Origin of the sequence: Atopomonas hussainii, assembly GCF_900109735.1 — a bacterium.
GTDB lineage: Bacteria > Pseudomonadota > Gammaproteobacteria > Pseudomonadales > Pseudomonadaceae > Atopomonas > Atopomonas hussainii.
In genome coordinates, this window is record NZ_FOAS01000006.1 from 146,977 (window position 1) to 165,210 (window position 18,234).

Genomic DNA, 18,234 nt, shown 5'->3' on the forward strand with positions numbered 1-18,234 from the left:
CGCTTAATCGCCACGGCCAATATCGGCCCACTCAGCTTGAGTTAAGCGCTGCAAATCCGCAGGCGCTAACGCCACATCTAAGCCGCGCTTACCGCCGCTCACGTATATCTGCGCCAAGTATTGCGCGCTGCTGTCAATAAAAGTGCGCAGGCGTTTTTTCTGCCCCAGCGGGCTGATGCCGCCAACGCGATAACCGGTGGTTTTTTCGGCCAGTTTGACATCGGCCATCTGCACTTTCTTAACCTTAGCGGCTGCGGCCAAAGCTTTTAAGTCTAAGGTACCGCTCACCGGCACGACGGCAACCAGCAGCTCGCCTTCGGCATCGGCCAACAAGGTTTTAAACACGTGGGCTGGTTCAAGGCCTAATTTGTCGGCGGCCTCTAGGCCGTATGACGGCGCCTTAGGGTCATGCTCATAAGGCATGGCACGGTGGGCAACGCGCTGTTTCTCAAGTAGCTTTAGGGCCGGCGTCATGGATGCGCTCTGTTCTTATCTATGTTCGTTTGCGAAAATCGCAGGCAGCTTATCGACCCGCCCGCCATCGGGCAAGACCAGCGGAGACCTTATGCACCTCGCCCCCCGCCAGCGCGACATCCTTGAGCAGGTTCGTGAACGCGGCTACGTCAGCATTGATGAGCTAGTGCAAGCTTTTGCCGTAACGCCGCAAACCATCCGTCGCGATATCAACCAATTGGCGGAAAAGGGCCTGCTGCGGCGCTTTCATGGTGGCGCGGCGAGCGACTCCAGCACGCAAAACACCGCATACGCCATGCGCGCCACGCAAATGCGCGAAGAAAAACGCCGCATTGCCGAAGCTGTTGCCGAGCAGATCCCCGATCATGCCTCGCTGTTTATTAACATCGGCACCACCAACGAAGCGATCGCCCGCGCCCTGCAAAACCACAAGGGCTTAAAGATCATCACCAACAACCTGCATGTCGCCAGCCTGCTCAGCAGCAAGAGTGACTTCGAGGTGCTGGTCGCCGGCGGCACAGTGCGCGCCGACGGTGGCGTGGTAGGCCAGCCAACCGAAGACTTTATCCGTCAGTTTCGCGCCGATTACGCCATTGTCGGTATTAGCGGTATCGACGAAGACGGCAGCTTGCTCGACTTCGACTATCAAGAAGTGCGCGTTTCGCAAGCCATTATCGACAACGCACGGCAAGTCTGGCTGGCTGCCGACTCGAGCAAATTTGGCCGCAATGCCGTGGTGCGCTTAGGCCCGCTGAGCGTAGTGGACGCCCTGTTCACCGACGCCGCGCCGAGCAAAACCATCAGCCAGCAGCTTAAGCAGCACAAAATCGCCCTGCATTTGGTTTAAAAGCCCCTCGCCCTTAATGAGCTGACTCTCCTTCCACCACAGGCGCGCTACAGCACGCCTGTGCGCTTTGCCGTGGCCGTTTAGCAGAAAAATCATCAAACAGTGTTCCAGCTTGATCTTTTTGCGCTACTCTATTTTCGGAAACGAAAACAAACTCACCTTTTTCTCAACCAAAACCCTGTAAAAGACTCACCAGAAGTCAGGCCTGAAATCAGGAAGGATGCGCCGCATGCCCATGTTCACTCCCGCACAAACAGCCGAAGACCAGCCGGTTTACGACCTGCTGATTGTTGGTGGTGGCATTAATGGTGTCGGCATTGCCGCCGACGCCGCCGGACGCGGCCTAAAAGTGTTGCTCTGTGAGCAGCATGACTTGGCGCAGCACACCTCTTCAGCCAGCAGCAAGTTGATTCACGGCGGCCTGCGCTACTTAGAGCATTACGAGTTCCGCTTGGTGCGTGAAGCCCTGGCCGAGCGCGAAGTGCTGCTGGGCAAAGCGCCGCATATCGTCAAACCCATGCGCTTCTTGCTGCCCCACCGCCCGCATCTGCGCCCTGCTTGGATGATTCGCGCAGGCCTGTTTCTGTACGACCACTTGGGCAAGCGCAAAAAGTTACCGGGCTCCAATGGCGTGCGCTTAAGTGCCGACAACCCGCTCCAGAGTTCGATTAAGCGCGCTTTTGAATATTCCGACTGTTGGGTAGATGACGCCCGCTTGGTGGTACTCAACGCCATGCAAGCGCGCGAACTAGGCGCCGATGTGCGCACCCGCACCCGCTGCCTGAGCGCCAAGCGCGAAAAAGGCCTGTGGAAAGCCACCCTGCAAAATGCCGACGGCAGCGAACAAGCGGTGAGTGCCCGCGCACTGGTCAACGCCGCCGGCCCGTGGGTGGCGCGTTTTATTCGCGAAGACTTGAAACAACGCTCGCCCTACGGCATCCGCCTGATCAAAGGCAGCCACATCATAGTGCCGCGCCTAGAAGGCACTGAGCAGGCCTACATTCTGCAGAACGAAGACCAGCGCATCGTGTTCGTCATTCCGTATCTGGATCGTTTCAGCATGATCGGCACCACCGACGTGGAATACCGTGGCGACCCCGCTGAGGTTGCCATCAGCGAAGAAGAAATCGACTACCTGCTGCGCATCAGCAACGCGCACTTCAAGCAGCAGATCAACCGCGAAGACGTGTTGTCGACCTTCTCCGGCGTGCGCCCCTTGTGCGATGACGAGTCGGACGAGCCTTCCGCCATCACCCGCGATTACACCTTGTCGCTGGCGGTTAACCCCGGTGAAGCGCCGCTGTTATCGGTGTTTGGCGGCAAGCTGACCACCTATCGACGCTTGGCCGAAAGCGCGCTGGCACAGCTGAAGCCGTTCTTCCCGCATCAGCGCGGCGAGTGGACTGCTTTTGCCCCACTGCCCGGTGGCGAAAACATTAGCGATGCTGCTGAGCTTATCCAGCAACTGCAGCAGCGTTTCTCTTGGCTGACGCCGAGCTTAGCGCAGCGTTGGGCCACCACTTACGGCAGCCGTGTATGGCAGTGGCTCGATGGCGTGCAATACCTCGAAGACCTAGGCCAACACATTGGCGCCGGGCTTTACAGCCGCGAGGTCGATTACCTGTGCCGTGCCGAATGGGCAGTCAGTGCCGACGACATCCTCTGGCGCCGCACTAAGCTGGGTCTGTCAATGAGCCGCCCGCAACAACTGGCACTGGTGCATTACTTGGAAAAACACCCGCATTGCAACGCAGCCTGATAGGTCCCTGTCAGGTTCTTTCCCGCCCGCCGCCTTACCACCGGCGGGTTCTTTTTTTCTCCGCCCTGCCCTGCGGTTATCGCTGCCGTTGAGCACAGGTGATAGCATCCGCGCCCCATGCGTATTGCCGACTTACACCAGACCCTCGCGCAGCTAGGCGCCCTGCCTGTCCACCAAGGACGGATCACCCGTGCTTGGCTTAACGGCAAAGCGCTGGACACCGGCACGCGCCATCAAAAAGCCGAAAACTTTTTACCCTTGCGTGTGCGTGAGGGACTGCCAGCAATAGCCACCCAGCTTGAGCAACTGGCCAGCATCAGCGAACGCCACCCCGGCGCCGATGGCTCGGCACGCTTGCTGGTTAAGCTGCACGATGGGCAGCTTGTGGAAAGCGTGCTGCTACCGCGCGATGGCTTGTGCGTATCCACCCAAGTGGGCTGCGCAGTGGGTTGCGTGTTCTGCATGACCGGCAAGAGCGGTCTGATTCGCCAAGTAGGCAGCGCCGAAATCGTCGCCCAAGTGGCACTGGCGCGGCGCGAACGCAGCGTGAAAAAGGTCGTGTTTATGGGCATGGGCGAACCGGCGCATAACCTCGACAACGTGCTCGAAGCCATCAACCTACTCGGCACCGAAGGCGGTATTGGCCACAAAAACTTAGTGTTCTCCACCGTCGGTGACCCGCGTGTGTTTGAGCGCCTACCGCAACAAGCCGTTAAACCGGCGTTGGCGCTGTCGTTACACACCACCGATGCCGCTTTGCGCGCTCAGCTATTGCCGCGCGCACCGGCCTATGACCCTGCTGAGCTGATGGCCCTTGGCGAAGAGTACGCGCGCGCCACTGGCTATCCGATTCAGTACCAATACACCCTGCTGGCCGGGATTAACGACAGCCAAGCGGAAATCGATCGGTTGCTCGAACTGTTCAAAGGCAAGTACGCAGTACTTAACCTGATCCCCTACAACAGCCTGCCCGACGACGACTACCAGCGCCCCAGCGGCGAGCGCATCGTGCAAATCGTGCGCTATCTGCACAGCCGTGGCGTACTCACCAAAGTGCGCAACAGCGCCGGCCAAGATGTGGATGGCGGCTGCGGCCAACTGCGCGCCCGCGCGGATAAGCCCGAGCGCATTCGGCCACTACGGCAATCGGCGATTTAATAAACCCAACGGTTTACCCAAGCCCTCGACGCGGCTTACCCTAGCCCCTCACTCAGGCGGGTATGGCGAGCAGGCATGGTCGAGCGTCAACGTTTAAGACAAATCCTTTTGCTGGGCCTGCCAATTATTGGCGGCATGTTGAGTCAGAGCCTGCTGAACTTGGTTGATGCCGCGATGGTTGGTGAACTGGGCGCCACCGCGCTGGCCGGCGTGGGCGTGGGTAGCTACGCCAACTTTGTCGCGGTGTCGCTGGTGATGGGTTTAGGCGCTGGCGTACAAGCTTTGGTGGCGCGCCGCCGTGGTGAAGGCAAACTCGACCAGCAAGCGGCGCCGCTGAATGCCGGGCTCTTGCTGTCATTCGCACTCGGCATACCGATCACCTTGCTGTGCTGGTGGCTGGCCGAACCGATTATTGCCTTGCTCAGCGAAGACGCTGCCGTACAAGAGGTCGGCAGCGAATACTTTGTCTGGCGCTGCTTGGCGGTGGTAGCGGTAGGCGCCAACTTCTCTTTTCGTGGTTATTGGAACGGCACGCACCAATCCGGCGTGTATATGCGCACGCTGATCATCATGCATGTGATCAACGTGCCGCTCAGTTATTGCCTGATTCACGGCCTGTTCGGCCTGCCGCAGATGGGCGCTGCCGGTACGGGGTTAGGCACTTCACTGGCTCTGTGGTTGGGCAGCCTGATTTACCTCGTACAAACCTGGCGTGTAGCGCGTGGGGAAGGATTTCTTACCCGCCTGAATATCGCGCAAGGTTTGCGCCCCTTACTGCGCCTGTCGATGGCCAACTCGCTGCAGCAATTCTTCTTTGCCCTGGGGATTACCACCCTGTTCTGGATCATCGCGCAGGTCGGCACTGCGGAGCTCGCGGTGGCGCATGTGCTGATTAACCTCGCGCTGTTTTTGATTCTGCCCGGCGTGGGCATGGGTATGGCGGCCACCACGCTGGTCAGCCAAAGCCTTGGTCAAGACAAGCCCGAAGAAGCCCATCGCTGGGGCTGGGAAGTGGTGCGCGTGGCGGCACTGGGCTTATTCCTCCTCGGCACGCCGTTTTGGCTAGCGCCCCAGTTTGTGCTCGGTTTGTTTATTCACGAGCAAGCGCTGCTTGAGCTTGGCGAGCTGCCGCTACGCTTAACCGGCCTCGGCATGGCATTGGATGCCACAGCTATAGTGCTCACACAAGCGCTGCTGGGGGCCGGTGCGAGTCGCACCGTCATGGCCGTCACGTTAGCCAATCAATGGCTATTCTTTCTCCCTAGCGCCTACTTAGTAGGCCCGCTGCTAGGCGGCGGCCTGCTGGCTATTTGGTGCATGCAAATTGCTCAGCGCGTGGTCGCCTCAGCCGTGTTCAGTGCGCTCTGGCAGCGCCGCCACTGGGCCAGCATACGTTTATAAAGGAGCACAACATGCCGCAGGATGACGAGCCACTGAGCTTCTGGCAGGTACTACTCAGCGTGCTGGCTGCCGCGTTTGGCGTGCAGAGTGATAAAGCCCGGCAGCGCGACTTTCGCCACGGCAAACCCAGCCAATTTATTCTGATTGGCCTTTTGTTTACCGGCGTTTTTGTCTTAGTGCTGTTTGCTGTGGTGCAACTTGTGCTGCACTTTGCCGGCGTCTAAACGCCGATAAAGCGCGCGACTAAGCTGTCGTAATTCAGCGCCACATACAGCAGCGTGGCGAGGTTGGCGAATAACACAATCGGCACCAACCAAAGCGCCAACACCAGCAACGAGCCCTCGTTTAAATAGATGATGAACATCATCAAGATCAGGCCAAGATAGAGGTCTAGGCCGATCTGTCGCGCCCAGTGCAGCGGAAAGATCCGTTTAATGGTTTTGAAGATATTTTCTTGCGTGCTGCAGTAATACGAGTAGCCAACAAAACCAAAAAATATCAGCCACAGCAGCGGCTTGCCCAGCGGATAAGCACCTTGACTGACAAACAGCGGCTCGCCCTGATGAAACACCATCGCCAGCGCCACAAAGGCAAAAAACAGCACCCACGGTGCCGCACGCTTAATCGTCATAACTGCCAACCTTTTTCTTGTTATGGATTGCTCAACAGATGCTTAAGGCCAAAGTCATAGCGCTTAAGGCTAGGGTTATGGGTCGCGCTGAGCGCTTTAAAGTTCAACTGGGCGTAGTCCGCTGCGTTTAAATGACCACGCAGTTGCTTAGCCATCGCCGGGGTAACTTCTTCAAATAAGGGGTAGCGCAGCTCAACACCTGCGCGCGGGGCAAAGTCATGGCCATTGGCATAATCGTAGAGCAGCACCATCGCCCAACCGCCGGCGGTGAAGTGCCCAGCCATCAGCACGGCAAATTCGTTATTGATGCGCGCATTAAAAGCCGCATCAGAATTATTCAGCGCCGCAACCAGTACATCTTGCCCCGGCACTTTTTCCTGGCTGCGTAACGCATCTAAGGCGCCAAAAGCCATCTGGTCATTGGCAGCCCAAATCAGCTGCGCTTGCGGATAACGCTTGAGCAAAAACAGGCTTTTACTCAGCGCTTTATCCCGCCGCCAGCGGGCATACACCAGCTGCTGCAATTGCACATTGGGTTCACTCGCCAGCGCTTCACGCAAACCTTGCTCGCGCTCTAGGGCGGCCGGCGTCACGTTATCGCCGGCCAGCGCCAACAGCTGTAAGGGCTCAGTAAAGCCTTGGCGACGGGCTTGCTCGATCAAACGCTGGGCCATCAGGCGGCCGGCAGCGATGTTGTCCGGCACAAGTGCACCGATCCATTGCGGATGTTTTTCCCGAGGCCGCCCCGTCTGCGCCTGCTGCGCCAGCGTAAGGTTGTTCAGCAGCATAAACAGCTTAACCGGCTTGCCTTGGGTTAAGCGCAGCAACTCCGGGCCCACGAATGTTTCGTTGACGACCACCAAGTAGTCTGGCGGCTCGGCACTGTTCAGCACCTCGCGCGCTTGCTGCACCATGCGCTGATGATCGCGTTCGGCGTAAAGCACCGTCAGCTGCATGTCTAAGTCATCAGCCGCCGCCTGCATGAACTCGCTGACACTCAGCCAGAACAGCTCATTGCTATAGCCCGGATTAAGAAAGGTCACTCGCGGTGCGCTGGCCATTGCCCAGCCGGGCAATAGCAGTACCACCAGTAAGAAAGCTCTACGCCACATCATATCTGCGCAACTACTTGGCTTAACGGCATCTTTAATGAAAACCCGCCGGTGACTGCCAAAGCGTTCATCCGGCGGGCCTGTAGGTTACTGGCTACTGACCCAAAAAACAGCCGTAGCCACCACCAAGAGAATCAGCGCCACAGCAGCCCATGCATCGGCGCGGCTGTCGCTATCACTCATGTCGCTCATAGTCCCCCCATTTTGCTCTCTGCACCATTGATCCGTTCACAACAAGGGTTTCGCCAAGCTCTGGCACACTTCAGTAAAGACAACCACAGCACGAAACGCCAACCGGGGTTATGGAAGCCCCTCTTTTTAGATCAAAAACTTATCAATATATGAGCAAACATTACTTTTGCGCATAAACATGACCTGCTATCTTCCCCACCCACTCTAAAAGGGAGTGCGCCGCCGTGGGCGCAGTCTTTGATTAGCCCGAGACAGGACCCTAAATGTACGTTTACGACGAGTACGATCAACGGATCATCGAGGACCGCGTCAAGCAGTACCGCGATCAGACCCGCCGCTACCTAGCCGGCGAGCTCAGCGAGGAAGAATTCCGCCCGCTGCGCCTGCAAAACGGCCTGTACGTTCAACGTTACGCGCCCATGCTGCGTGTCTGTGTGCCGTACGGTCTGATGTCGTCGCGCCAACTGCGCAAAATGGCGCACATTGCCCGCCAGTATGACAAAGGCTACGCGCACATCAGTACCCGTCAGAACGTGCAGTTCAACTGGCCAGCACTGGAAGAAGTGCCGGACATTCTCGCCGAGCTGGCTGAAGTGCAGATGCACGCCATCCAAACCAGCGGCAACTGTATTCGTAACGTCACCACCGACCAGTTTGCTGGTGTTGCACCAGACGAAGTGATCGACCCGCGTCCGTGGTGTGAAATCGTTCGTCAGTGGGCTACTTTCCACCCGGAATTTGCCTACCTGCCGCGTAAGTTCAAGATTGCCATCAACGGTGCGCAGAGCGACCGCGCGGCGATCGAAGTACACGACATTGGTCTGGAGCCGGTACAAAACGCCGCCGGCGAACTGGGCTTCCGCGTGCTGGTCGGTGGCGGCTTGGGCCGTACGCCGATCGTCGGTGCCTTTATTAATGAATACCTGCCTTGGCAGCATCTGCTGACTTACCTAGAAGCCATCCTGCGTGTGTACAACCGCTATGGCCGCCGGGACAACAAGTACAAGGCGCGCATCAAGATTCTGGTCAAAGCGCTGACGCCGGCAGTGTTTGCCGAGAAGGTCAACGCCGAGTGGGCACACCTCAAAGATGGCCCCAGCACCCTGACCGTCGATGAAGTGCACCGCGTGGCGGATCATTTCGTCGATCCAGCTTACCAAGCCCTGCAAGATCAAAGCGCCCTGCTGGCCGAGCAGCAAGCCGAGCACCCCGGCTTTGCCCGCTGGATGGCGCGCAACGTGAACGGCCACAAAAAGCCGGGCTACGCCGCTGTGACGCTGTCGCTGAAAGCCACTGGCTACGCGCCGGGCGATATCACCGACAAGCAACTGGATGCCGTGGCCGAGCTGGCCGACCGCTTCAGCTTTGGAGAAGTGCGTTCCAGCCACGAGCAAAACCTGATTCTCGCCGATGTTGAGCAAACGCAACTGCTGGCCCTTTGGAACGAGCTGCGCGAACTGGGCTTTGCCACACCGAACATTGGCCTGCTGACCGACATCATCTGCTGTCCGGGCGGCGATTTCTGCTCGCTGGCCAACGCCAAGTCGATTCCGGTGGCCGAGGCCATTCAGCGTCGCTTCGATGATCTGGACTACCTGTTCGATCTGGGCGACATCGACCTGAACATCTCCGGCTGCATGAACGCCTGTGGTCATCACCATGTTGGCCATATCGGCATTCTGGGCGTGGATAAGAAAGGCGAAGAGTTCTATCAGGTCTCGCTCGGCGGCTCTGCCAGCCGTGACGCGAGCTTGGGCCAGATCCTCGGCCCCTCGTTCGCCCAAGACGACATGCCTGATGTGATCAGCAAAATCATTAACGTGTTCGTTGAGCAGCGTCACGCCGACGAGCGCTTTATCGACACCTTCCGCCGCATCGGCATGGCCCCCTTCAAGGAGCGCGTATATGCAGCGAATCATTAAAGACGGCGCGGTGGTGCTGGATAACTGGCACCTGCTGGATAAAGACACCACCCTCGACGCCCTGCCCAACAGCGACAACCTGATCGTGCCCTTTAAGCTGTGGGCCGAGCACGCCCATGCGCTGAAAGCGCGCGATGGCAAGCTCGGTATCTGGCTGGACAGCGACGAGCAAGCCGAAGACATCGCCGATGATCTGGCCAACTTCCAGCTCATCGCGCTGAACTTCCCCAGCTTTGCCGATGGCCGCAACTACTCCAACGCTCGCCTGCTGCGTGAACGCTTCGGCTACACCGGCGAGCTGCGCGCGATTGGCGATGTGCTGCGCGATCAGTTGTTCTTCTACCTGCGCTGCGGCTTTAACAGCTTTGCGGTGCGCGCCGACCGCGACGCGGAAGATGCCTTAGGCAGCCTGAAGGACTTCAGCGAGGTGTATCAAAGCGCCGTGGATCAGCCACAGCCGTTGTTCCGCCGTCGCGGCTAATACGTTAGCCCTACACACAAAAATGCCGGTCATTTGACCGGCATTTTTTATCCGCTGGACTTCATTCAGCCAGCAGCGCGTTAAGCGCGGGCGCTATTAATCGCCTCGATATACGCCTCGGCATTACGCTGATCGGCAATAAGGGCAACAAAGTCGCGGCCTTGCAGATCGGTGGCATTCAGGTCCAAACCGGCGGCTTTGAAGTAACCCAGAAAACGCTCGAAGTCGTGCTCACGCAGACCACGGTAAGCGGTGACCAGCACATGCAGATCACGCGAAGTACCATCGGCCGGCGCCTGTACATCCAAGAACACTTTCACTTGGTCATCGGTCATCGGCTCGCCGATGATTTGGCGCTTCTCTTTAGCCATAGGGCCTCCGCTCGTTGAGGGGTATTGGGGGCGGCAAGTTTATCCCGCACAGCGCGGAACGCAAAGTCAGCGTGCCTTGACCATGCCGGTGTGCAAATCGGCCCAGATATGCCCATTGGCGTAACGAATAAACTGCACATACAAACGCTCGTGGCGCAGCAGGTCGAGCAGCACGGCGTACTGGCTGGCGGGGTACTGCAAGCTCAGTGTGCGCGTTGCGGCGTTAAACGCCGGCTTCTTCAGGCTTTTGCCTTCGCCGTCAAAGCTAATGCGCACCTGCATCACGCTGGCACCGCGATTAAGCGGCTGCCCTTTGAGCAGCAATAGAGTGTGCGCCGTGATGGGAATCGGCTGCACATCCGAGGGACGCTGAATCGAGGTCGCCACATGGTAGTGGGTGACTTGTAGCAATTGCTGCTCCAGCGGCTCGCCGCTGCGTAAAGCGTCTTTATCGTCGGGCAAAAACTGCCCGTGCATGGGCTCAACCGCCCAAGCGGCGCCACTGACAACCAACGCACATAGCAGCAACCACTTACGCATCTAATACCTCGGCAAAGGCTGCGCACTCGGCAGCCAAAAACTCGCCCACGCCGGCCTCGCCTTCACGCGGCGCCCAGTGGGCAAACTCGTGTTCTGCCAGCGGCACATAAGGCCCGGCTTTGCATTCAAAAATCAGGCACTGCGCATCGAGCGCAATCAACGAGTGAAACTGCTCTGGCGGCACATCCACACCCAAGGTGCCTTCAGGGCTTAGCAGCACACGTTGCTGCACTTGGCCATCGGCACTCCACAGGGTCAACCCTACCCGGCCACGCAGGGCCAGTAGGGTTTCGGCTTTGCTGGCAGAAAAGTGCGCATGCGGGGCTATGTAGGTGTCGCTAGTGAGCACCACCAACAGGCGATGGCACGGCTCGTCCATCGCATGCAGGTTGTGGTGTTGGCGGCCGCGCGGGTTGCTCGCTGCCTGCGCTTGTAGCTCAGCGAGCAAGGCCGGCTCAAGCAGCTGCACCGGCATCAGTGACCTTTCAGGGCGAAGATGCCCGCGGCGTTACGCCAGTAGCCTTTGTAATCCATGCCGTAACCGAAGATGTAGCGGTCTTCGCACTCCAGACCCACGTAGTCGGCCTTCAGATCTGGGCGGGCTTTGCGGTCGTGCTGTTTATCGACCAGCACTGCGGTGTGCACGGCACTGGCGCCAGCGTGTTTGCAGAACTCGATAATCGCCGCCAAGGTGTGCCCTTCGTCGAGGATGTCGTCGATGATCAGCACTTCGCGGTCGATAAAAGAAATCTCCGGTTTGGCCTTCCAAAACAATTCGCCGCCAGTGGTTTCGTTGCGGTAACGGGTGGCGTGCAAATACGACAACTCCAGCGGGAAGTTCAGCTGCGAGACCAGCTTGCCCGAGATAATCAAGCCGCCGTTCATCACACAGAACACCACAGGGTTACGCTCGGCCAGTTCGGCATTGATCTTGGCCGCCATTTGGCTAATCGCCGCTTCTACGGTGGCTTCATCAAACAGGCAGTCAGCTTCTTCCATCACCTGACGAATGTGGGCGAGATCGGCAGACATAGGTGTCCTCCAAAATTAGCGGCATGGGGCCGGAAAAAACCGCCAAGGCTAGCGGCAGATCAGCGCAGCAGCAAGCCGATCGCAACAAGATGTCGCAGTTTAGGTGTCATCTGCCGCGATGATCAGATAGCCTTTGGCCGTTTGCCTGCCGCTTGTTGGAGTTTTGCATGCCTGTTCGTGAGATTCGCCACCCCCTCGTCCGCCATAAACTCGGCCTGATGCGCCGTGGCGACTTATCAACGAAAAGTTTTCGTGAGCTAGCCCAAGAAGTCGGCACCCTGCTGACCTACGAAGCCACCCAAGACCTGCCTCTTGAGGATTACACCGTGGCTGGCTGGTGCGGGCCGATCAAAGCCGAGCGTATCGCCGGCAAGAAAGTCACCGTGGTGCCGATTCTGCGTGCCGGTTTAGGCATGCTCGATGGCGTACTGAGCCTGCTGCCGAGTGCCAAAGTCAGCGTGGTGGGCTTGGCTCGTAACGAAGAAACCCTCGAAGCCCACACCTATCTTGAGAAGTTAGTAGGCGAGCTGGATCAGCGCATGGCACTGGTCATCGACCCTATGCTGGCCACCGGCGGCTCGATGATCGCCACACTGGATCTGCTGAAAAAAGCCGGCTGTAAAGAAATCCGCGCGCTGGTGCTGGTCGCCGCGCCCGAAGGCATCGCCAAAGTGGAAGCCGCGCACCCTGATGTACAGATTTTCACCGCCTCTGTTGACCAGCGCCTGAACGAGCACGGCTACATTTTGCCGGGCCTTGGCGATGCCGGTGACCGCATCTTCGGCACCCAGCAGAAGGACGTTTAAGCATGAACCACGAACTGCCCCGCGACCCGCTGTGGAAGCAAGCCCTAACCGGCGCGCAGATGCTGTTTGTCGCCTTTGGCGCACTGGTACTGATGCCGCTGATTACCGGCATGGACCCGAACGTCGCGCTGTTTACCGCCGGCCTCGGCACTGTGCTGTTTTACTTCATCACCGGCGGGCAAGTACCGATCTTCCTCGCCTCCTCGTTTGCCTTTATCGCACCGATCATGGCCGCTAAAGCGGACTTTGGCTTGCCGGCCACCCTCGGCGGCTTACTCGCCGCCGGTATGGTTTACGTGCTGCTCTCGGCACTGGTGCGCATCAAGGGCACCGGCTTTCTCGACCACATCCTGCCGCCGGTAGTCATCGCCCCGGTAATCATGGTGATTGGCTTGGCCTTAGCGCCGGTGGCGGTCAACTTGGCGATGGGCAAAACCGGCGATGCCAGCGCGCAACTGGTGCCCTACACCACCGCGCTGGCGATCAGCATGCCCGCGTTGCTAACCACCTTAGTGGTGGCCGTCGCGGCCAAGGGCATTCTGCGTTTGATCCCGATTCTCTGCGGCATTACCGTGGGCCTCGTGCTGTCGGCCTTCTTCGGCGTGTTGGATTTATCCGCAGCCGCCCAAGCCCCCTGGTTAGCAGTGCCGAACTTTGTTGCCCCCGAGCTGCACTGGGGCGCGATTCTGTTCATGCTGCCCGTGGCCATTGCACCCGCTATTGAACACGTCGGCGATGTGCTGGCAATCGGCAATGTTACCGGGCGCAATTACCTGCAAAAGCCTGGCCTGCACCGCACCTTGCTGGGTGATGGCGTGGCTACCTCGGCCGCCGCGCTGCTCGGCGGGCCGCCAAACACCACCTATTCCGAAGTGACTGGCGCGGTGATGCTGACCCGTAACTTCAACCCAAAAATCATGCTCTGGGCCGCCGGCATCGCCATTGCCTTAGCCTTTATCGGCAAGTTCGGCGCGCTGCTGCAAAGCATTCCGGTACCGGTGATGGGCGGGATTCTGTGTTTGTTGTTCGGCACCATTGCCGCGGTGGGCATGAACACCCTGATTCGTCATCAGGTGGACTTGTCCGAAGCGCGTAACTTAGTGATTGTCTCCGTCACCTTAGTGTTTGGCATCGGCGGCATGGTGTTTGGCGTGGATGGCGAGTGGACACTTAAAGGCATCAGCCTGTGCGCCCTAGCAGCCATCGTGCTCAACCTGATTCTGCCCGGCGCCAGTGGTTGGGGCGGCCACGACTATCCGAAAGACCACTAACGTATCCACTCTGATACAGAGCGAGCCTTGAGCGCCCTGCCTTGGCTCGCCACACTGTTCACTCGACAACAACAATAAAAAAACCATGGATTCTGCCCAGCCTGTGCACATCCTGGTGGTCGATGACGACGAAGAAATCCGCGAACTGCTCGCCGAACACTTGCAGCGCGGCGGTTATCGCGTGACCACCCTAGCCGATGGCGTAAGCCTGCTCCCGACCCTGCGCCGCGAGGCCGTGGGGCTGCTGATTCTGGATGTCATGCTACCCGGCGAAGATGGCTTTAGCCTGTGCCGCAAAGTGCGCGAACACAGCGCCGTACCGATCATAATGCTCACCGCCAGCGCCGACGAAGCCGACCGCGTGATCGGCCTAGAACTCGGTGCCGATGACTATCTGGGCAAACCCTTTAGCCCCCGCGAGTTACTGGCCCGGATCCGCGCCCTGCTGCGGCGCAGCCAAGGCAGCCTTGGGGCGGCACAACGGCAGCTGAAGTTTGCCGATTGGACGCTCGATGTAGTCAGCCACCAACTCAAACACCACAGCGGCCAGCACCTGAGTTTGTCCGGCGCGGAATTTGCCCTGCTGCATTTGTTCTTGAGCAAAGCAAATCACGTGCTCAGCCGCGACGACATCAGCCAAGCCCTGCATGGCCGCGACTGCGCGCCTTATGACCGCAGTGTGGATATCCAAGTCAGCCGCTTACGCCAGCGCTTAGGTGGCATCGACGGCGGCGGGCAGTTAATTCGCACCCTGCGCAACAAAGGCTATCTGCTCGCGTGTGATGTGCATGCGGCCAGTTGAGCGCTACCTGCCCGACAGCCTGTGGGGGCGCATGGCCTTGGTGCTGCTCGGCAGCATTCTGCTCGCCGAACTGGTGCTCACCGGCCTATGGCGCAGCCAAGCCGCCGAACGCGACGAGCGCCTACTGCGCGAAGGCACCGAGTCACTGGCGCTGAGCCTAGCCAGCACGGCGCGTTTTTTTACCTCGCTGCCCAGCGAATACCGCCACCTAACCCTTAACCAACTGCGCAGCATGGGCGGCACGCGTTTTTTTGTTTCGCTGAACCGCGAGTTCTTGGCCATGGACGACCTTAAAGGCCTGGAACGCCGCGCACTGGTGCAAGACACCGTGCTCGCCACCCTGCGCCAACAGCTTGGCAGCGAGCCAAAAATTCACGTCAACTTCACCAGCCAAGACGACCTGCGCATTCTTAACCCCACCACGCGCCTGCGCGATTTACCGCCTTCGTGGGTGGAGTATTCCCTCACCCTAGAGCCGCTCGACCCGCCGATTTTAGTGGTGCAAATCCGCCTGCAAGACGATGAATGGCTGTATCTCGCCGCCGCCATGCCCATGCCGCTCTGGCCGCTGGAAACCCCGTATTTACCGCCGCGTGAATGGATGCTCTTGGCACTGCTCACGGTGCTACTGCTACTGACCAGTATTGCCCTAGCCCGCTCACTGACCCGCCCGCTGAAACAACTGGCCCGCCACGCCCGCCGGCTCGGGCAAGAGATCGAACAACCGCCGCTCAACGAAGACGGCCCACGGGAAATCCGCGAAGCCGCTCGCGCGCTGAACGCCATGCAGCGCCAAGTGCAGCGTTATATCCGCGACCGTGCGCAAACCTTCTCGAGCATCTCGCACGACCTAAAAACGCCCATCACCCGCCTGCGCCTGCGCGCCGAACTGATCGACGATGACAGCCAACGCAACGCCCTGCTGCGCAACCTCGATGAGCTAGAGCTGCTGGTCAAAGGCGCTTTGCAGTGCATGAAAGACACCGACATCCACGAAAACACCGAAGCGGTGGATATCTCCGCCCTGCTGCAAAACATTCAGGTCGAGCTGCCCGAGCCACACCGCTTGAGCCTGCGCTGCCTCGCCCAAGGCGTGTACCCCGGCAAACCGTTCGCCCTTAAGCGCTGTCTCACCAACCTGATCGACAACGGCATCAAATACGGCGAGCACGTGCATATCACCCTGCTCGAAGGGCAAACCGGCCTGCATTTATCCCTGCGCGACGAAGGCCCCGGCATTCCCCACACCTACCGCGACCAAGTGTTCGAGCCCTACTTCCGCCTACCCGCCAGCCGCAACAAACCCGGTGACGGCTTAGGCCTGGGCATCGCCCGACAAATCATCCACGCCCACGGCGGCACACTGAGTTTGTCGAACTACTCAGGGGGTGGGTTGTTGATACAGATTGAGTTGCCGCGCTAACAGCTGGCTAGCTGCGTAGAGCCTGTAGGCCGGGTTAGCCAACGGCGTAACCCGGCAGGCTGGCCGCTAGGCCCACCCGAGCGACTCACCACCTCACGGCATATGCCATTGCACTTTGTGCGGCTGCGCCATCCAGTGTTCGAAGTGCTTGCGGTAGGCCTCTTCCACCACGTTGCGTTTAATCTTTAACGTGGGGGTGAGAAAGCCGTTTTCTACCGCCCAGGCATCGCCCACCACCACCAGCGCATGCAGTTGTTCGTGTTTATCCAGCTGGGCGTTGGTGGCATGCAGCAGTTGCTCAAGGCTCTGGGCAAGGGATTTGCGGCCCTCTTCGCTGCGCGCTTGTTCGCGGCCGCTGTCGGACAGCACGCACAAGCCCAATGCCGAGGGCAGGTTGTCACCAGCAACGCACACTTGCTCTAAGCGCTCGTGCGCGGCTAAGCGGTTTTCGATTGGCGCTGGCGCGACATATTTACCTTTGCTGGTTTTGAAGATGTCTTTGATGCGCCCGGTCAGCCGTAGCCAGCCCTGTGCGTTCTGCTCGCCTTTGTCGCCGGTGCGCAGGTAGCCGTCCTCGGTGAGGGTTTCTGCCGTGCGCTCGGGGTCTTTGTAGTAGCCCAGCATGGTGGCGCCACTGTGTACCTGCACCTCACCCAGCTCGCTGATGCGTACCGTCACGCCGGGGTTAGCCGGGCCAATCCAGCCTTGTTGCAGGCTTTCTGGGCGGCCGATATGCGAATAGCCGCAGTTCTCGGTCATACCGTACGCCTCAATCACATTCAGGCCCAGCTTGGCGTACCACTGTTGCAGCGGCTCGGGTAATGGCGCGGCGCCAGACACCGCATAGCGCACGCTGTCCAGACCAAGGCCGGCCAAAATTTTGCGTTTCAGCACACCGCCCAGCAGAGGCACGCTGAGCAGCACATTGAGCTTGCGCGCCGGCAACTTGTCGAACACGCCCATCTGAAACTTGGTCCAGATCCGCGGCACGCCGAAAAACACCGTCGGCCGCGCGCGCTGCAAATCACTTAGGAAGGTTTCCAAGCTCTCGGCAAAAAACACTTGCTGGCCGGAATACAGCGACGCCAGCTCGACAAACACCCGCTCAGCCACGTGCGACAAGGGCAGATACGACAACACCCGATCCGCCGGATTCACGTCGAACAACGCCACCGCGTGCGTGCCGGTGAAGGCAAAGTTGGCGAAGTTATGCATCACCCCTTTGGGCGTGCCGGTGGTGCCGGAGGTGTAAATCAGCGTAGCCAAGTGCTCGGCCTGACACGGCGCCACTCCGGTGAACGGTGGCGTGCTTTGCAGGTCTTGCCAGGTGCGGTCGAACGCGCCTTCCGGGCATAGCGGCAAGGCCACTGTGGTCACCCCTTCCGGCACGCCCGGAGCCATGCTGGGCCACGCATCCAGCTTGCCGACAAACGCCAGCTGCACCTCAGCGTGCTCCAACACTTGGCGCACCGAGTCGGCGGTGAGGTTGGGATACAGCGGCACCGAAACATGCCCGGCCATCCAGATCGCCAAGTCAGCGATCAGCCAGTGCGCGCAGTTTTTCGAGATGATGGCGATGCGGCTGCCCTGCGGCAGCGCCAAGCTGTTTAGCCAGGCGGCAGCGCGCCTGACTTGGTCATCGACCTGACGCCACGTCAGGGTTTCTAAGCGCCCCCCCGGGTGCGGCTGGGTGAGATAAACCTGCTCAGGCATCTCCGCCAAACGCTGTGCAAAAGCCTGCAAGGGAAGTAAAGGCTGATCAGACATGATCCGCTCCGTATTGTTGTTATTAACCAAGCAAGTGCTTGGTCAATATTCCACGAAGCGCCAGCCGCAACAACGGCTATATCGGCCAAATAATGACCAAAATCCCTGCGCTTTGGCTAAGCATCTGATTTCTCTGAGATCTTTTTTGCCTGAACTCACCCCTTTGGGTGACAAACACATTATCACCCAGACAAATAATCACCCTGCCGCCCGCCTTTGCCCGTCTGCACCTACACTCAGTGCTT

19 protein-coding genes are annotated in these 18,234 nt (G+C 59.1%); 11 read left to right on the top strand and 8 right to left on the bottom strand.

Translation table 11 applies throughout. From position 1 onward, the window contains the following. Positions 1 to 3: 3 nt before the first annotated feature. A complete protein-coding gene (gene ybaK / locus BMX80_RS07455; RefSeq protein ID WP_074866928.1) occupies positions 4 to 474 on the bottom strand; it encodes a Cys-tRNA(Pro) deacylase in 471 nt (156 codons plus the stop codon). Between the two features lie 91 nt (positions 475 to 565). On the opposite strand from ybaK, the gene BMX80_RS07460 reads away from it, so the two are divergent. From BMX80_RS07460 to BMX80_RS07480, 5 genes are all read left to right on the top strand, one after another. Beyond that, positions 566 to 1,321: a DeoR/GlpR family DNA-binding transcription regulator gene (locus BMX80_RS07460; RefSeq protein WP_071870381.1), complete on the top strand. Its 756-nt coding sequence runs from the start codon at positions 566 to 568 to the stop codon at positions 1,319 to 1,321. A 235-nt stretch (positions 1,322 to 1,556) separates the two neighbouring features. Then, entirely contained in the window at positions 1,557 to 3,080 is a 1,524-nt protein-coding gene (glpD, locus tag BMX80_RS07465; protein WP_139214043.1) for a glycerol-3-phosphate dehydrogenase, read from the top strand. 117 nt (positions 3,081 to 3,197) lie between these two features. Continuing rightward, positions 3,198 to 4,238: an RNA methyltransferase gene (locus BMX80_RS07470; protein WP_074866932.1), complete on the top strand. Its 1,041-nt coding sequence runs from the start codon at positions 3,198 to 3,200 to the stop codon at positions 4,236 to 4,238. 75 nt (positions 4,239 to 4,313) lie between these two features. After that, entirely contained in the window at positions 4,314 to 5,639 is a 1,326-nt protein-coding gene (locus BMX80_RS07475; RefSeq protein WP_074866933.1) for an MATE family efflux transporter, read from the top strand. A gap of 11 nt (positions 5,640 to 5,650) precedes the next feature. Then, positions 5,651 to 5,863, top strand: coding sequence for a DUF2970 domain-containing protein (locus tag BMX80_RS07480; protein ID WP_071870385.1), 213 nt, complete (start codon positions 5,651 to 5,653; stop codon positions 5,861 to 5,863). Here the strand turns inward: BMX80_RS07480 and BMX80_RS07485 are convergent. Then, positions 5,860 to 6,270: a hypothetical protein gene (locus BMX80_RS07485; RefSeq protein ID WP_074866935.1), complete on the bottom strand. Its 411-nt coding sequence runs from the start codon at positions 6,268 to 6,270 to the stop codon at positions 5,860 to 5,862. The genes BMX80_RS07480 and BMX80_RS07485 overlap by 4 nt on opposite strands. Positions 6,271 to 6,290: 20 nt before the next feature. After that, entirely contained in the window at positions 6,291 to 7,385 is a 1,095-nt protein-coding gene (locus BMX80_RS07490; protein ID WP_074866936.1) for an ABC transporter substrate-binding protein, read from the bottom strand. Between the two features lie 452 nt (positions 7,386 to 7,837). On the opposite strand from BMX80_RS07490, the gene BMX80_RS07495 reads away from it, so the two are divergent. Further along, positions 7,838 to 9,496, top strand: coding sequence for a nitrite/sulfite reductase (locus tag BMX80_RS07495; protein WP_074866938.1), 1,659 nt, complete (start codon positions 7,838 to 7,840; stop codon positions 9,494 to 9,496). Then, a complete protein-coding gene (locus BMX80_RS07500; protein ID WP_074866940.1) occupies positions 9,480 to 9,977 on the top strand; it encodes a DUF934 domain-containing protein in 498 nt (165 codons plus the stop codon). Before BMX80_RS07495 ends, BMX80_RS07500 begins: the two co-directional genes overlap by 17 nt. 80 nt (positions 9,978 to 10,057) lie before the next feature. Here BMX80_RS07500 and BMX80_RS07505 read toward each other — a convergent pair whose 3' ends face one another. The 4 genes from BMX80_RS07505 to BMX80_RS07520 all read right to left on the bottom strand — a co-directional run bounded on the left by BMX80_RS07505 (position 10,058) and on the right by BMX80_RS07520 (position 11,920). Next, on the bottom strand, positions 10,058 to 10,348 hold the full coding sequence (locus BMX80_RS07505) for a PA4642 family protein (protein WP_071870388.1): 291 nt from the start codon (positions 10,346 to 10,348) through the stop codon (positions 10,058 to 10,060). 66 nt (positions 10,349 to 10,414) lie between these two features. Beyond that, the gene (locus BMX80_RS07510; RefSeq protein WP_074866942.1) at positions 10,415 to 10,888 is read right to left on the bottom strand and encodes a hypothetical protein; all 474 of its coding nucleotides are present in this window, start codon (positions 10,886 to 10,888) and stop codon (positions 10,415 to 10,417) included. Continuing rightward, positions 10,881 to 11,363, bottom strand: a complete 483-nt coding sequence (locus BMX80_RS07515; protein WP_074866944.1) for a WbuC family cupin fold metalloprotein — start codon at positions 11,361 to 11,363, stop codon at positions 10,881 to 10,883. The genes BMX80_RS07510 and BMX80_RS07515 overlap by 8 nt, the downstream gene beginning before the upstream one ends. Continuing rightward, positions 11,363 to 11,920 carry a hypoxanthine-guanine phosphoribosyltransferase gene (locus BMX80_RS07520; RefSeq protein ID WP_071870391.1) on the bottom strand — a complete coding sequence of 186 codons (558 nt, stop codon included), beginning with the start codon at positions 11,918 to 11,920 and terminating at the stop codon, positions 11,363 to 11,365. Before BMX80_RS07520 ends, BMX80_RS07515 begins: the two co-directional genes overlap by 1 nt. 167 nt (positions 11,921 to 12,087) lie before the next feature. On the opposite strand from BMX80_RS07520, the gene upp reads away from it, so the two are divergent. The 4 genes from upp to BMX80_RS07540 all read left to right on the top strand — a co-directional run bounded on the left by upp (position 12,088) and on the right by BMX80_RS07540 (position 16,222). Further along, positions 12,088 to 12,726 carry a uracil phosphoribosyltransferase gene (gene upp / locus BMX80_RS07525; RefSeq protein WP_071870392.1) on the top strand — a complete coding sequence of 213 codons (639 nt, stop codon included), beginning with the start codon at positions 12,088 to 12,090 and terminating at the stop codon, positions 12,724 to 12,726. Between the two features lie 2 nt (positions 12,727 to 12,728). Next, the gene (locus BMX80_RS07530; protein ID WP_074866945.1) at positions 12,729 to 13,997 is read left to right on the top strand and encodes a uracil-xanthine permease family protein; all 1,269 of its coding nucleotides are present in this window, start codon (positions 12,729 to 12,731) and stop codon (positions 13,995 to 13,997) included. An 85-nt stretch (positions 13,998 to 14,082) separates the two neighbouring features. Further along, positions 14,083 to 14,799 (top strand): response regulator, encoded by a 717-nt coding sequence (locus BMX80_RS07535; RefSeq protein ID WP_074866946.1) that lies wholly within the window; start codon positions 14,083 to 14,085, stop codon positions 14,797 to 14,799. Further along, positions 14,786 to 16,222 carry an ATP-binding protein gene (locus BMX80_RS07540; RefSeq protein WP_235821617.1) on the top strand — a complete coding sequence of 479 codons (1,437 nt, stop codon included), beginning with the start codon at positions 14,786 to 14,788 and terminating at the stop codon, positions 16,220 to 16,222. The genes BMX80_RS07535 and BMX80_RS07540 overlap by 14 nt, the downstream gene beginning before the upstream one ends. 93 nt (positions 16,223 to 16,315) lie before the next feature. Here BMX80_RS07540 and BMX80_RS07545 read toward each other — a convergent pair whose 3' ends face one another. Then, entirely contained in the window at positions 16,316 to 17,989 is a 1,674-nt protein-coding gene (locus BMX80_RS07545; RefSeq protein ID WP_074866951.1) for an AMP-binding protein, read from the bottom strand. Positions 17,990 to 18,234 lie beyond the last annotated feature (245 nt).